Below are 12,524 nucleotides of genomic sequence, written 5' to 3' on the forward strand. Positions count from 1 at the left end.
ACCCTATCGGAAACCTCGCACCAGGGCCATGAACTCCGCCGGGCGCTCGACTGCCGGGATGTGGCCGGCGTCGGGAATGGTTGCCAGCTGCGCTCCCGGAATTGTCCGCGCCAGGTGCTGTCCGATGGCAAGCGGAACGAGATCGTCCTGCTCGCCCCAGATCAGCAGAGTAGGCACCTTGATCCGGGCGAGCTGCTCGTCGGACGGCAAGCCTCGGAGGAAGCCGCTGTCCTGAATGATTCGCTGTCGAGTTGCCTCATGGTCTCGGCGCGGTTGTGTTGCCGCGAAAGCGCGGGCCTCTGCCAGCGCGACCGTGTCGGCAAAACCTCGGGCTCCCGGGTCCAGATGGCGCAGCCCGATTGCTGCGCCCACCAGCACCAGGCCATCGACCGAGGGCACCGCCGAACCGACTTCCGCCGCCCGAATCGCGTAGTTGGCTGCGACCCAGCCGCCGAACGACTCGCCGATGAGCACCACGCGATCCAGACGGAGGGCGTGTATCAGCTCGGCAAGATGCTCCACGAAGGCGTTCTCGTCATAGCGCATCTCAGGCACGTCCGACGGCGCAAATCCAGGCAACTGCGGAGCGACAACGCGGTGGGTCTGGGCAAGGTCGGCAATGACTCGGCCCCACTCGAAGGCCGCCGAGCCGCTGAAGCCGTGGAGCAGGAGCAAGGTCGGGCCCGAGCCGCGTTCGACATACTGCACCCGGTGGCCGCGCACCGTGACGAAGCTGTCACGCGGTATCTGCCAGTCGGGACGCGGGGAGGCAACCTGAGCAGACCCGATCGGAATCAGGTCAGCGTATGAGAGAGAAAAAATGAACAGGGCGAGGGATGCGACCGAGACTCGACGGATCCTATCGGACCGGTGGCACGTCGGCATTAGTACCCTCAACGTAAGTTTCCAGCGCCGAATCCGGATCCGCAGGAGCGGCGGGCCGCAGCTGATCAATCAGCGCGTAAGTCTTCCGGCAGCAGATCCAGGAGCATCCCGTCGTGATAGCTCCCGTCGGGGCCCCGCTCGTAGGCGCGCATCACACCCACGCGCCTGAAACCAACTCTTTCATAGCTCCGGATGGCGCGAACGTTGTCGGCCGCAGGGTCGATCGTGATCCGATGGTGCCCCCGCACGTCGAACAAGTAGCGACAGACCAGACCAATGGCCTCCCCGCCGTATCCCTTCCCCTGATGCGCCGTCGTGAGAAAGAGGTCGATCCCGGCGTGGCGGTAGTCGCGATGCAACTTCTCCCATCCGGCAATCCAGCCAATCACCTCGTCATCCAGAAGAATCACGAAGGTGGTTATCCGCTCGGCGCCGTCGGCGTCATCACCTGAGAGAAGCTCGCGCCGATCGAAGTCATCGTCCGCTTCGCTCCAGTGCTTCGCAACGGCGGGCTCGCGCAGGATGGCAAGGAGTCTCGGAAGGTCCTCTTCGCGAGTTGACCGCAAGCGGACACGGGGCCCCGTCAGCATCAGGTCATCACGGTTCATCCTCAAAAGCTAATCGGGCTACCTCTCGCTAGGGCTCTGAACGGCCATAGATGGCGCGCTCCACCCTGCGCAGCGTTGCGATGACCCGCGCGTCATAGAAGGGGAGAACCTGGAATAGCAGGATCACGCCAATGCCGCTGCCCGGGTCGATCCAGAAGTGCGTGTTCGCCAGTCCGGCCCAGCTCAGACTTCCGGCTGAACGTCCATCCGGCCCGGCCGTTCGGGTGACCTGAAACCCAAGGGAAAACCCGTCATCACCGGCTCCCAGAGGAAACGCTTCGGAGAGAGCCGGATTGGCACCGGGCTGCAGGGCCACAGCGAGGCCCTCCAACTGGTCGCGGGTCATCTCCCGGACCCACACCGAGTCCAGCAGGCGGACGCCGGCGCGGGCCCCGTTGCCCAGGATCAACTGGACGAACCTGGCGTAGTCCTCTGCGGTCGAGTGCAGGCCGCCGTCACCGCGCCCGTCGAAGTGAACCGAGTCTGGCCGTGGCGTTGCGTGCAGTTTTCCGTTCTGTCGTCGATAGACTGCCGCCAGCCGGGCTGCGCTTGTCTTGGGCAGGCTAAATGAGGTGGTGCTCATCCCGAGCGGGCCAAAGATGCGCGCTTGATAGAACTCGCGCAGCGGCATTCCCGTCACCCCCTCGATGATCCATCCGAGGTGTGCCGTACTCATCCCGTATGTCCATCGTGTCCCGGGGTCGTGCAGTAAGGGAAAGGCTCGATCCCTGAGGTTCGTATGCCTGGCAAGCGCGAGGGCCTCGTTGCTCGAGAAGGGATAGGCAATTCCCGAGGTGTGTCGGAGCAGGTCGCGGATCGTGACCTCGCGCGCTGCGGGGCGGGTGACAGCCGATCGTTCTGCCGAGTCGACCCGAACCAGAACCTCTCGCCCGGCAAGCTCCGGCAGATACCGGGATGCGGGGGCGTCGAGGTCCACCTTTCCTTCCTGCACCAGCACCATGATGCCGAGTGAGGTGACCGGCTTGGTCATCGACTGGATCGGAAAAATGGCGTCCAGGGTCATGGGAAGTGGGCCGGAAGGGTCCAGCGCTCCGAACGCCTTATGGTAGAGAATGCTGTCGCGGGACGTGATCAGGGCGACGGCGCCAGGAACGTCTCCGTTCCGGACCGCTGCCTGCAGGACAGAATCGACGGCGGCGAAACGGGATCGATCGATGCCGTAACCGGGTGTCGATCCGCATCCGCCGAGTGCGGCAGCGATGAGTGCAAGCGCGATCGTGTTGCGAGCTGGCCGAGTCATCGTTCCAATCTACTACTGCGATGCCAGGCCTTCCTGTTGACGCAGCCGTGCGGGAAACCCGACTGAATGACTAGTCGATTCTCGTTGAACAAAGCCGCAACGATAGGATCTGTGATTACCTGCCATAGACCCTGATGATGCATCGATTCCCGGGTGCCCATAGCACGGTTTACCACGGGACAACGCAGGCTCGAGCGAGTAGATTGCATCGAGATACTTCATCCGTGAGAATCGAGGTTGGTTCTCCGGTACCACCTGCTGCAGGAGATTGAGACGTGGCTGATACGAAGGCCGAAGCAAAGTGCCCCTTTCCCCATGTCGCCGCCGGCGGCGCCGCGAACAAAGACTGGTGGCCGAACCAGCTGCGCGTAGACATGCTGAATCAGCATTCCGCCAAGTCCGATCCGCTTGGTGCGGACTTTGATTACGCCGAGGAGTTCGAGAAGCTCGACTACTGGGCGCTCAAGAAGGACTTGCTCAAGCTGATGACGGACTCGCAGGACTGGTGGCCTGCCGATTTCGGTCACTACGGACCGCAGATGGTTCGGATGGCCTGGCATTCAGCCGGTACCTACCGGAGCGGTGACGGTCGCGGGGGTGGTGGCCGCGGACAGCAGCGTTTTGCCCCGCTCAACAGCTGGCCCGACAACGTCAACATCGACAAGTCGCGTCGCTTGCTGTGGCCGATCAAGCAGAAATACGGCCAGAAGATTTCCTGGGCCGACCTGATGATCCTGGCCGGCAACGTCGCGCTCGAGGCGATGGGGTTCCGCACCTTCGGCTTCGGAGCCGGCCGTGCCGACACCTGGGAGCCGGACAACGACGTCAACTGGGGTAGCGAGAAAAGCTGGCTCGCCGGCGACCGGCGCTTCAGCGGCGACCGCGAACTCGATCCGCCGCTGTCCGCGACCCAGATGGGCCTGATCTACGTCAATCCCGAAGGACCGAACGCCAGTGGCGATCCGCTTGCTGCGGCCAAGGACATCCGGGCCACTTTCGGGCGGATGGGGATGGATGATGAGGAGACGGTGGCCCTGATCGCGGGCGGGCACACCTTCGGTAAGACACACGGCGCGGCCCCTGAGTCGCACAAGGGTGCCGATCCGGAAGGTGCCTCGATCGAGGAGCAGGGCTTCGGCTGGACCAGCAGTTTCGGTTCGGGTAAGGCGGGCGATGCGATCGGCAGCGGGCTCGATGTGACCTGGACCCAGACGCCAGCCCAGTGGAGCAACTTCTTTTTCGAGAACCTGTTCAAGTACGAGTGGGTTCAGGAGCGGAGCCCGGCTGGCGCGATCCAATGGGTGGCCAAGGATGCCGAGGCGATCATCCCGGACGCGCACGATCCGACGAAGACGCGTAAGCCAACCATGCTGACCACGGATCTGACGCTTCGGATGGACCCGGAGTATGCCAAGATCTCGCAGCGTTTTCTCGATAACCCGCAGGGATTCGCCGAGGCGTTTGCGCGCGCGTGGTTCAAGCTGACGCATCGCGACATGGGTCCGCGCGCTCGCTACCTCGGTCCCGAGGTGCCCAAGGAAGAGCTGATCTGGCAGGATCCGCTTCCCAAGCCGGACTACGCACCGATCGGGTCGGACGACGTGGCGGCGCTCAAGCGGGAGATTGCGGCCTCGGGATTGTCGGTTTCGCAGCTGGTGCAGACCGCCTGGGCGTCGATGTCGACCTTCCGGGGCGGTGACAAGCGCGGTGGTGCCAATGGCGCTCGGATTCGCCTGGCCCCGCAGAAGGACTGGGAGGTCAACCAGCCGGCGCAGCTGGCAACGGTGCTGGCTACCCTGACTGGGGTGCAGGAGAAGTTCAATCAGTCGCTGGGTGGCGGGAAGAAAGTCTCGCTGGCTGACGTGATCGTGCTGGCTGGCAACGTCGGTGTCGAAGCGGCGGCGAAGAAGGCCGGGGTTGCGGTCGAGGTGCCCTTTTCGCCCGGACGTGTCGATGCCAGTCAGAATGATACCGACGTAGAGTCGTTCAACTACCTCGAGCCGGTGGCAGACGGCTTTCGCAATTACGGCAAGGTACCTCTCGGTGCGCAAGCGGAGCATCTGCTCATCGATCGGGCGCAGTTGCTGACCTTGACCGCCCCTGAGTTGACGGTGCTCGTTGGCGGCCTGCGCGTGCTGGGCAACAACTTTGGCGGGTCGCAGCACGGTGTCTTTACCGCTCGGCCGGAAACCCTGACCAACGATTTCTTCGTCAACCTGCTGGACATGCGAACCGAGTGGAAGGCTACCTCGGAGGCGAAAGACGTCTTCGAGGGGCGCGACCGCAGCACCGGTGAGGTCAGGTGGACCGGTACCAGGGTCGACCTCGTCTTCGGTTCAAATTCGATACTGCGTGCTTTGGCCGAGGTGTATGCAAGCGCGGATGGGCGGGACAAGTTCGTAAAGGACTTCGTCGCCGCGTGGACCAAGGTCAGCAACCTGGATCGGTTCGACCTCAGGTAGCCCGAGAGATGGCCTGTCGGGCGGCGATCTTCGCGATCGATGCCCGACAGGCACCGCCACCATCTGCGTGTTCCTCCCTGCTCGATTCCCGTCGATCATCACCAGCACATCACCGGCTTTGGCGCGGGCTTCGCCGCGCTGCTGTGCATCCCGCCCGCCCGGGTCTGGACCGTATGCCGCATGAGGTCTAGCTTGCGTCATTTCAGGAACTTTACCAGCGGGGGACCGTTTGTTCACCTCATCTCGCCAGTGCAGCGATCTGACGCTGCTATCCAGTGGTGTGGCCGTGATCGCAGCGCTTCTGCTCGGTGCCTGTGGTGCACCGGCAGTGCGTCCCGCACCGCCAGAGACTGGTGCGGGAGCCGTGCCCGTCGACACGGCGGCTCCGATGCTGGTCGTCGCGACACCTGATTCCGCCAGGTGGCGCGTGGTTGCCGTTGATACGATGGCCACAGGCCTCGAAGTGCCGTGGGCAATCGCCTTCACGCCGGACGGTCGTGCGCTGGTGACTGAGCGGGTCGGGCGAATCAGGTCGATTGATGCGCAGGGGCAGCTTGACGAAACACCGTGGGCGTCGATCGATGCCTACGCGCTCGCCCAGGGTATCAACCCCGAAACCGGATTGATGGGAATCGCCCTCGACTCGACGGCAGACGGACGGGAGGTCGTCTACACGGCCGTGGTCCAGCATCGGGGCAGCCAGGTAGGCGGCGATGGATTCATCGGCCGCATCGTCCGACGGATCCTCCATGCCACGGCGCCGCAGCGTGCCTCGCCGTTCGTGACCCGGGTGCTGCGCTGGGAACGCGGTCCCGATGGCCAGGCAAGCTCGAGTATCCTCGTCGACAGCATCCCCACGAGTCACTATCATGCCGGCGGTGGCCTGCTCCGGCTGGGCGACACATTGTTCCTGGGCACCGGCGACGGCACCTGGCCCAAGTATGCCGCGCGGAGTGACGCTGCGCCGGGCAAGATCCTTCGGATCGGGTTGCGTGGCGCGGATAGTGGTCGCCTGCGAGTGGAAGCGAGCGGCTTCCGAAACGTCCAGGGTATTGCGCGGCTGCCTGACGGTCAGCTGTTGGCCATCGAGCACGGCCCAACCGGGATGACCCAGGAACGGGGCCGCGCCGGCAATGACGAGCTCAATCTGATTCGGCGTGGCGCGTCGTATGGGTGGCCCGGGGTGTCGGGTACCGATCGCGCCGATGGCGTCACGATGCCGACCGTGCTCTGGCCGCTCGCGATTGCGCCGTCAGGCCTTGCACTGCTTCCTGCCGCACCGGGCGACACGGCCGTCACTGCATTGGTCTCGTCCCTGCGCAGCGGGATCTGGATGATCGAGTTGGCTCGCAGCGCCGACAGCTGGACTGCGCGGCAAGCAAGCCTGCTGGCCGGGCTGCCGTCGTCAGGGCGGATTCGCGCAGTGTCGGTTGCGCCCGATGGGTCGCTCTGGGTCACGACGAGCAACCGTGATGGTCGAGGTGGACCGCGTGCGGGAGACGACCGGATTCTGCGCGTCCGGGTGGAGCGGAACCAGGTCGTGCCGTGATGCCCCGGACCTCACGGAGCCGGGAGCATTCGGCAGCGTGACGCCAGCAGTCCGGTCGCCGCGCTGAGGTCGAGGTCTGCGAGCAGCAGCCCTTCCTGTCCGTACGGGCACCCGGAGGTTTGCCAGAGCGATTCGTATCCTGCTCACCTTGTCCTGCACGGTGGTTCTCCCTGAATTGCGAACCCGCGGCGGCACTTAGTCCGGGGCGATCCACTGCGGGTTCCAAACAGCCTCCCACAGGTGACCGTCGGGATCTGCAAAGTAGCCGGCGTAACCGCCCCAAAACGTCTCGTGCGCGGCGCGGACGATCGTGGCTCCTGCGCGCTGTGCACGGTCCATGATCCTGTCGACCTCGGACCGCGAGGCCACGTTGTGCCCGAGCGTAAACTCCGTGGCGCTCGGCGGTGCCTGCTGAAGGCCCGCGTCGCGAGCAATGCTCTGTCGGGGCCATAAGGCAAGGCGAAGGCCCGCTTGCAGGTCGATGAACGCGACGGCGCCATACTCGAACTCGGTGCCGACCACCCCATCAGTCGGGAAGCCGAGCCCGTCACGATAGAAGCACACCGATCGTTCGAGGTCGTCCACGCCGATCGTGATTACCGTAATCCGTGGCTTCATAGCGTTCCGAGATCCCGGGTGAGAGCGGCGGCCGGAATCGGCTTGCAGCCGCTGGTGTTCTGCCCGGCCCACAGCGACGAGAAGTCTCCCCGCCCCATACTCTCTGCCTTTGCGCGCAGCGGAGCGATCGCGGCAGCCGCCAGCGGAAAGCGTGGCGCTGCTGGATTGATCGGCCCCAGTTCCTGCATCAGCCGATTGACGATGCCCCTGGCCGGCCGACCGGTAAACAAGTTGGTCAGCGCGGTTGTCCGGGAGGATTCGCTTCCGAGTGCCGCCCGATGCACCGCACTCGTCGTCGCCTCGGGGCAAAGCAGGTAGGCCGTGCCAATCTGCGCACCGGCAGCACCGAGCGCCCGGACTGCCGCTACGCCCTGGGCATCGGCGATGCCTCCTGCGGCAATCACCGGAATCCGTACCGCGCGCACGACCTGCGGAACCAGTGCCAAGGTGCCGACCTGGCTGCCGAGGTCCTCGGAAAGGAAGATGCCGCGATGTCCGCCGGCCTCGACCCCCTGCGCAATTACCGCATCGACGCCGTGCGCCTCGAGCCAGACAGCTTCCTCGACGGTGGTGGCGGACGACAAGACCTTGGCGCCCCATGCCTTCACCCGTGCTATGAGGTCAGGCGCGGGCAATCCGAAATGAAAGCTCACGACGGGTGGGCGAAACTCTTCGAGCGCGTCCGCCACCGCCGCGCTGAAAGGCAATCGCGCAGGCTGCGCGGCGACCGTGTCCGGGTCGACCCCCAACTCGGCGTAGTAGGGAGCCAGAACTGCTCGCCAGGCTCGTTCCCGCTCAGCATCCGGCTCCGGCTGGGCATGGCAGAAGAAGTTGACGTTGAACGGAGCTGTCGTCCCGGCCCGAATGGCCGTCAGCTCAGCGCGCATGGCGTCGACGTTCAGCATGGCGCAAGGCAGCGACCCGAGCCCGCCGGCGTTCGATACGGCCACAGCGAGTGCCGACCCCTGTGATCCAGCCATCGGGGCCTGAACGATCGGGAGTTCGACCCCGAACAGGTCTCGCAGATCCACGCTACCGTCCCGCCAGCGCAGCGAGCAGCCGAGCCACCGCGAGTTCCTTGGCCTTGGCCTCGACTTCCACAGTCAGCGGCCACCCGAGCCACTCCTTGGGAAAGTCGGCGGGGTCGATGTAGTCGTGATGCCGGGCTGGCTTGGGGCCTTTCCATCCCTCGATCGGACTCGAGACATGGAACAGCGGCTCCCGCCGCCAGGTTGCCTGAGCCCGTTCGGTCGCCTCGGCCACGCTCAACCCGTCGGCCAGGCAGCGGTGGTGATGTACGTCGTAGACCAGCGGCACGCCAGTATCGGCGCAGACAGGCAGCAGGTCGGCTGGCGTGTACACCTTGTCGTCGTTCTCGATCGTCAGGCGGCTCCGAACCTGCTCCGGCAAACGCTCGATGTTGCGGCGCAGTGCAATCAGCGCACTGGTCTTGTCGCCATACGCGCCGCCGCCATGCAGGTTGATCGTGTCGGCGCCCACCCATTCCGCGATCTCGGCCTGATAGTTCAGCTCGGCCAGGGACTGTTCGAGCGTGCGCGGCGTCGGCGAATTGAGCACGACGAACTGATCCGGATGAAAGGAGAGGCGTAAGCCGTGCGTGCGAGCGTACTGGCCGCACTCCCGATACCGCGCGACGATTGCCTCCGCACCTGGCAGCTCTTCGATGGCGTAGCCCGCGGTCGGATGCGTCTTGACCGGCAGGATCTGACTGTTGATCCGAAAGGCGCCGATGCCGTGGCTCGCGCAGAACTCCAGCGCGCTCATCAGCGCATCCGCGTTGATACGACAGAGCTCGGCCAATCGCGCCAGCCGATCCTCGCGCGAGAGCCGGAGCATTGCCGTTGCGGTCGTTGTCCTGAACTTGATCGGCTCCTCTGCGAACAAGCAGCACAAGCCGAGGCGAAGCTGAGATGATGCCGCCCGATTGGATCGGACCTTCCGTGCCATGTACCCTCGCTTTGTCACCCTACGACGCTGCCCGCCTAAGATAAGCCTCGATGCCGTCGAGAACCCGCTGCAGACCGAAGTCGAACGATTCTTCCATCGTTCGCGGCTTGCCGTCGGACGGCGTCGTCAGGATTGCCGCGAACTGTGCGAAGCGCGGGTCGCCCACGGCGCGTCCCAGGTCGGCACCGACCGCGGCCGCCCACTGCTGCTCGGAAATGCCGCGCGCCCGGGCACGCGCCAGGGAAACTGAGGTATCCGAGGCGCCGCGGGTATAGCCGTCGACCACGCTGATCATCTGACCGAGGTCGGCCGGCCGGAGTCGCGTGCCTGCGAAGGCCGCTGCCAGCGCCTCGAGCCAGGCCAACCAGTTCGGCCCATGCGGCGCTGCGACGAAGGGCAACTCCGCCAGCCAGGGCCTCGAGCAGAGCATCGCCCGCTTGGCGTGCGCCCATCGCGACACCTCCTCTCGCCAAGTGCCCCGGGGGTTGCCGGGCGCGGGCGGCAGTCCCAGCGCCGCGTCCACGATTGCGTCGTACAGCGCTTCCTTATTGGGGAAGTAGCGATAGACGGCCATGGTCGTAAAGCCGAGCCGCGCGGAAACGGCCTGCATCGTTACGGCGCTCAGGCCCTCCTCGTCGGCGATGTCCATCGCCGCCCGCACCACGTCCTCCGGTGCGAACGCCGCTTTCGGGCCGCGCGTTGCGGGGGAGCGATCCTCCCAGAGCAGCTGACTCCGCCGCTGAAGGGCAGGGTCGGGCGCCACCGACGCCTGCATCACGTCGTCGTGCGTCAGGGTGCCGCCGGAGGGTTTCCCCTTCCTGGTACCACCTCGCCCGCCTGATCCTGCCGACTTCTTCCGTCCCGCCATAGTGCCCGCTCCGGCGACAGTATTGACAAACCTGAAACTGTGTATATCATATACTAGTACTGTGTACGTCGTATACTAATAACACCCCGGGCGCCGCGGTAGCCCGGACGGCACCAACTCAGGAGAAGTCATATGTCTCGCTCGTACCCTGCTCTCCAGACCGGACGCCTGGTAGTCGGCGTCCTTGCCCTCATGCTTGGCTTGACCACGGCTGCCTCCGCCCAGGACACCGCATCGGCGGGCGACAAGTTCGAGTTTCGGGTCTCGGGTGGTTACCTCGTTGCCACCGGCGCCCAGCGCACCCAGGTCACCGATGCCCAGGTGACTGCTGCTCAGCTTTCCTGGGTCGTCCACCCGCGTCTGGCGCTCAACGGCACCTTCGGCTGGGCCCGTAGCCGTGATCGCATCGCCGCCGGTACGCCCAAACTCGATGTCGTGAACTGTGATGTCGGGGGGGAACTGCGCACGGCGCGATGGTCGCTCGGCGGGCCGTTCTCGCTCAGTGCATTTGGCGGGCTGGGCGTCGGGTTCCGTAGCTACAACTACCGCAGCCTCGATCTCCCGGCGACCTACAACCTTGCCGGCTACGGCAGCGTCGGCGGCGAAGTCGGGATTGGGCGCGTCGGCCTGCGACTCGAAGCCCGCGACTACCTGACCGGCTTCAAGCCGCTTGCCGGGCAGGGTGGGTCGGCTACCCGCAACGACGTCATGATCACGGCGGCACTGCGTTTCAACCTCCGTCCCGTAGCCGGAGCCTGACCATGCCACGGACGCGACGCGACTGGACCATCCCTGCCGGCCTGATGGCGCTGGGCCTCGTGCCCGCAGTCGCGGGGGGTGCGCGGCTGGCTCAGCTGGCTGGCGGAAACACCGCCGGCACGGAGGCGGCCCGCTTCTTTGCGGCCCCGTTTCCGGTGACGATCCACATCGTCGCGGCAGTCGTGTACAGCATGCTCGGCGCACTTCAGTTCTCACCGGGCCTTCGACGCGCGAACCCCGGCTGGCACCGCATCTCGGGTCGGATTCTGATTCCCGCCGCCGTCCTGGTCGCGGTCACGGGGATCTGGATGACGCTGACCTATCCATCGCCGCCGAATGACGGCACGATGGTCTTTGTGGAGCGGCTGATTTTCGGCTCTGCGATGCTGATATCCGTAGTACTCGGCGTCGATGCCATTCGCCGGCGCCGCTACGCTGAGCACGGGGCGTGGATGATCCGCGCCTATGCCATCGGTTTGGGAGCGGGTACGCAGGTGCTGACGCACCTGCCGTGGTTCCTGGTTTCGGATCTCGAGCCGGGACCGACGCCGCGGGCGGTGATGATGGGGCTGGGGTGGGTGATCAACCTGGCCGTGGCGGAGCGGGTCATCCGCCAACCGGCGTCCAGGTCTGCTCGGGCTGCTCGCGACCATTCGCCGGGTGGGGGTGGTTGGCAGGGAGCTGGTGGAGAGGCTCCGCTGGGTGAACCCGGCTCCCTGGCCAGCCGATGATCCCGGCCCGTGCTGCAGCCCAACCCGACTCTTGGATCCTTTGCCCGCGCGGGTTCACAGGCCAATCCGCACGCCAGCGCGGATGGCAAGCATTGGGGTGCGGGATTCTAGTGGCGTGATGGTGACCTGACCGTCGGGATGGTCGACGATACTGCCTGGGGCCAGGTAGCTCGCGCGGCCGCCCGCGATGTATTGCGCGCCAAAGTCCAGAAGCACCTGGCGAGTTCCCGTGTGGACCGGGATGCTCACCCCGCTTCCAAGGTTCCAGCCGAACGCGAGGTCGGACTGGTTGACGCTGGACACCAGTGGATATCCGCCGGCCGTTGGTTCGATGCGGGTCGTGGTATAGAAGGCCTGGGCAGCGATGCCGCCATGGGCGTACACCGCAAGAGGGCCGAACGACAGCTCACCCTGGAGTCCCAACGTGATCGGTACCACGGCATTGGTGGTGCGGACCATGACCTCGACCCGGTCGCCGACCGTTGCACTGAACGCGGTTCGCCGGGATTCGTGACCATACTCCATCTCGCCGACCTCGGCCCGAATGCTCAAGCGGCCCGATCGGTCGAGCGGTATGGTCAGGGCGCCGGTGATCCCGTACCCGAAGCTGATGTTGTGCCCCAGGGCGCCGAGAGGCCGGTTTTGAACTGCGGCGAGGGAGACGGTGCTCCGCCCCCTTGCCTGAGAGAAGGCCGGAAGGGACATTGGACCTGCACCGATCGACAACACGAACATGACTCCGACGATGTATCGCATGACCGTCCCTGGGTTGGAGCGTTCTTTGTGGCAGCACACGCTGCGTTACCAATGTCTCG

Annotated in this window: 12 protein-coding genes; 4 read left to right on the forward strand and 8 right to left on the reverse strand. The window is 65.3% G+C overall.

Annotated features, from left to right (window positions below; all coding sequences use genetic code 11):
- Nucleotides 1-3: 3 nt before the first annotated feature.
- The 3 genes from KF785_16070 to KF785_16080 all read right to left on the reverse strand — a co-directional run bounded on the left by KF785_16070 (nt 4) and on the right by KF785_16080 (nt 2,754).
- The gene (locus KF785_16070; GenBank protein MBX3148281.1) at nt 4-885 is read right to left on the reverse strand and encodes an alpha/beta hydrolase; all 882 of its coding nucleotides are present in this window, start codon (nt 883-885) and stop codon (nt 4-6) included.
- Between the two features lie 65 nt (nt 886-950).
- Nucleotides 951-1,493, reverse strand: a complete 543-nt coding sequence (locus KF785_16075) for a GNAT family N-acetyltransferase (GenBank protein MBX3148282.1) — start codon at nt 1,491-1,493, stop codon at nt 951-953.
- Between the two features lie 28 nt (nt 1,494-1,521).
- The gene (locus KF785_16080; GenBank protein MBX3148283.1) at nt 1,522-2,754 is read right to left on the reverse strand and encodes a beta-lactamase family protein; all 1,233 of its coding nucleotides are present in this window, start codon (nt 2,752-2,754) and stop codon (nt 1,522-1,524) included.
- A 275-nt stretch (nt 2,755-3,029) separates the two neighbouring features.
- On the opposite strand from KF785_16080, the gene katG reads away from it, so the two are divergent.
- The gene (gene katG, locus KF785_16085; protein MBX3148284.1) at nt 3,030-5,216 is read left to right on the forward strand and encodes a catalase/peroxidase HPI; all 2,187 of its coding nucleotides are present in this window, start codon (nt 3,030-3,032) and stop codon (nt 5,214-5,216) included.
- Between the two features lie 286 nt (nt 5,217-5,502).
- Nucleotides 5,503-6,765, forward strand: coding sequence for a PQQ-dependent sugar dehydrogenase (locus KF785_16090; protein MBX3148285.1), 1,263 nt, complete (start codon nt 5,503-5,505; stop codon nt 6,763-6,765).
- Nucleotides 6,766-6,960: 195 nt separating this feature from the next.
- On the opposite strand, the gene KF785_16095 is transcribed toward KF785_16090, so the two are convergent.
- The 4 genes from KF785_16095 to KF785_16110 are packed head-to-tail and all read right to left on the reverse strand — an operon-like array spanning nt 6,961 to nt 10,219.
- Nucleotides 6,961-7,383, reverse strand: a complete 423-nt coding sequence (locus KF785_16095) for a VOC family protein (GenBank protein ID MBX3148286.1) — start codon at nt 7,381-7,383, stop codon at nt 6,961-6,963.
- Entirely contained in the window at nt 7,380-8,363 is a 984-nt protein-coding gene (locus KF785_16100; protein MBX3148287.1) for a nitronate monooxygenase, read from the reverse strand. Before KF785_16100 ends, KF785_16095 begins: the two co-directional genes overlap by 4 nt.
- Nucleotides 8,364-8,415: 52 nt before the next feature.
- Nucleotides 8,416-9,351, reverse strand: coding sequence for a UV DNA damage repair endonuclease UvsE (gene uvsE, locus KF785_16105; GenBank protein ID MBX3148288.1), 936 nt, complete (start codon nt 9,349-9,351; stop codon nt 8,416-8,418).
- 19 nt (nt 9,352-9,370) lie between these two features.
- Nucleotides 9,371-10,219, reverse strand: coding sequence for a TetR/AcrR family transcriptional regulator C-terminal domain-containing protein (locus KF785_16110; GenBank protein ID MBX3148289.1), 849 nt, complete (start codon nt 10,217-10,219; stop codon nt 9,371-9,373).
- Between the two features lie 132 nt (nt 10,220-10,351).
- Between KF785_16110 and KF785_16115 the strand changes: the two genes are divergently transcribed.
- Complete coding sequence (locus tag KF785_16115; GenBank protein ID MBX3148290.1) at nt 10,352-10,978, forward strand: hypothetical protein; 627 nt, start codon at nt 10,352-10,354, stop codon at nt 10,976-10,978.
- A gap of 2 nt (nt 10,979-10,980) precedes the next feature.
- Complete coding sequence (locus tag KF785_16120; protein MBX3148291.1) at nt 10,981-11,709, forward strand: DUF2306 domain-containing protein; 729 nt, start codon at nt 10,981-10,983, stop codon at nt 11,707-11,709.
- A 54-nt stretch (nt 11,710-11,763) separates the two neighbouring features.
- Here KF785_16120 and KF785_16125 read toward each other — a convergent pair whose 3' ends face one another.
- Nucleotides 11,764-12,465, reverse strand: coding sequence for a hypothetical protein (locus KF785_16125; protein MBX3148292.1), 702 nt, complete (start codon nt 12,463-12,465; stop codon nt 11,764-11,766).
- Nucleotides 12,466-12,524 lie beyond the last annotated feature (59 nt).

Source organism: Gemmatimonadales bacterium, from assembly GCA_019637315.1.
Taxonomy (GTDB): Bacteria; Gemmatimonadota; Gemmatimonadetes; order Gemmatimonadales; family GWC2-71-9; genus SHZU01.

Bases quoted from the DNA above. Each gene is read 5' to 3' on its own strand.
- uvsE (MBX3148288.1), bottom strand. From the start codon at position 9,351: ATGGCACGGAAGGTCCGATCCAATCGGGCGGCATCATCTCAGCTTCGC.
- KF785_16120 (MBX3148291.1), top strand. From the start codon at position 10,981: ATGCCACGGACGCGACGCGACTGGACCATCCCTGCCGGCCTGATGGCG.
- KF785_16115 (MBX3148290.1), top strand. From the start codon at position 10,352: ATGTCTCGCTCGTACCCTGCTCTCCAGACCGGACGCCTGGTAGTCGGC.
- KF785_16075 (MBX3148282.1), bottom strand. From the start codon at position 1,493: ATGAACCGTGATGACCTGATGCTGACGGGGCCCCGTGTCCGCTTGCGG.
- KF785_16100 (MBX3148287.1), bottom strand. From the start codon at position 8,363: ATGGCTGGATCACAGGGGTCGGCACTCGCTGTGGCCGTATCGAACGCC.
- KF785_16125 (MBX3148292.1), bottom strand. From the start codon at position 12,465: ATGCGATACATCGTCGGAGTCATGTTCGTGTTGTCGATCGGTGCAGGT.
- KF785_16080 (MBX3148283.1), bottom strand. From the start codon at position 2,754: ATGACTCGGCCAGCTCGCAACACGATCGCGCTTGCACTCATCGCTGCC.
- KF785_16070 (MBX3148281.1), bottom strand. From the start codon at position 885: ATGCCGACGTGCCACCGGTCCGATAGGATCCGTCGAGTCTCGGTCGCA.
- KF785_16110 (MBX3148289.1), bottom strand. From the start codon at position 10,219: ATGGCGGGACGGAAGAAGTCGGCAGGATCAGGCGGGCGAGGTGGTACC.
- KF785_16095 (MBX3148286.1), bottom strand. From the start codon at position 7,383: ATGAAGCCACGGATTACGGTAATCACGATCGGCGTGGACGACCTCGAA.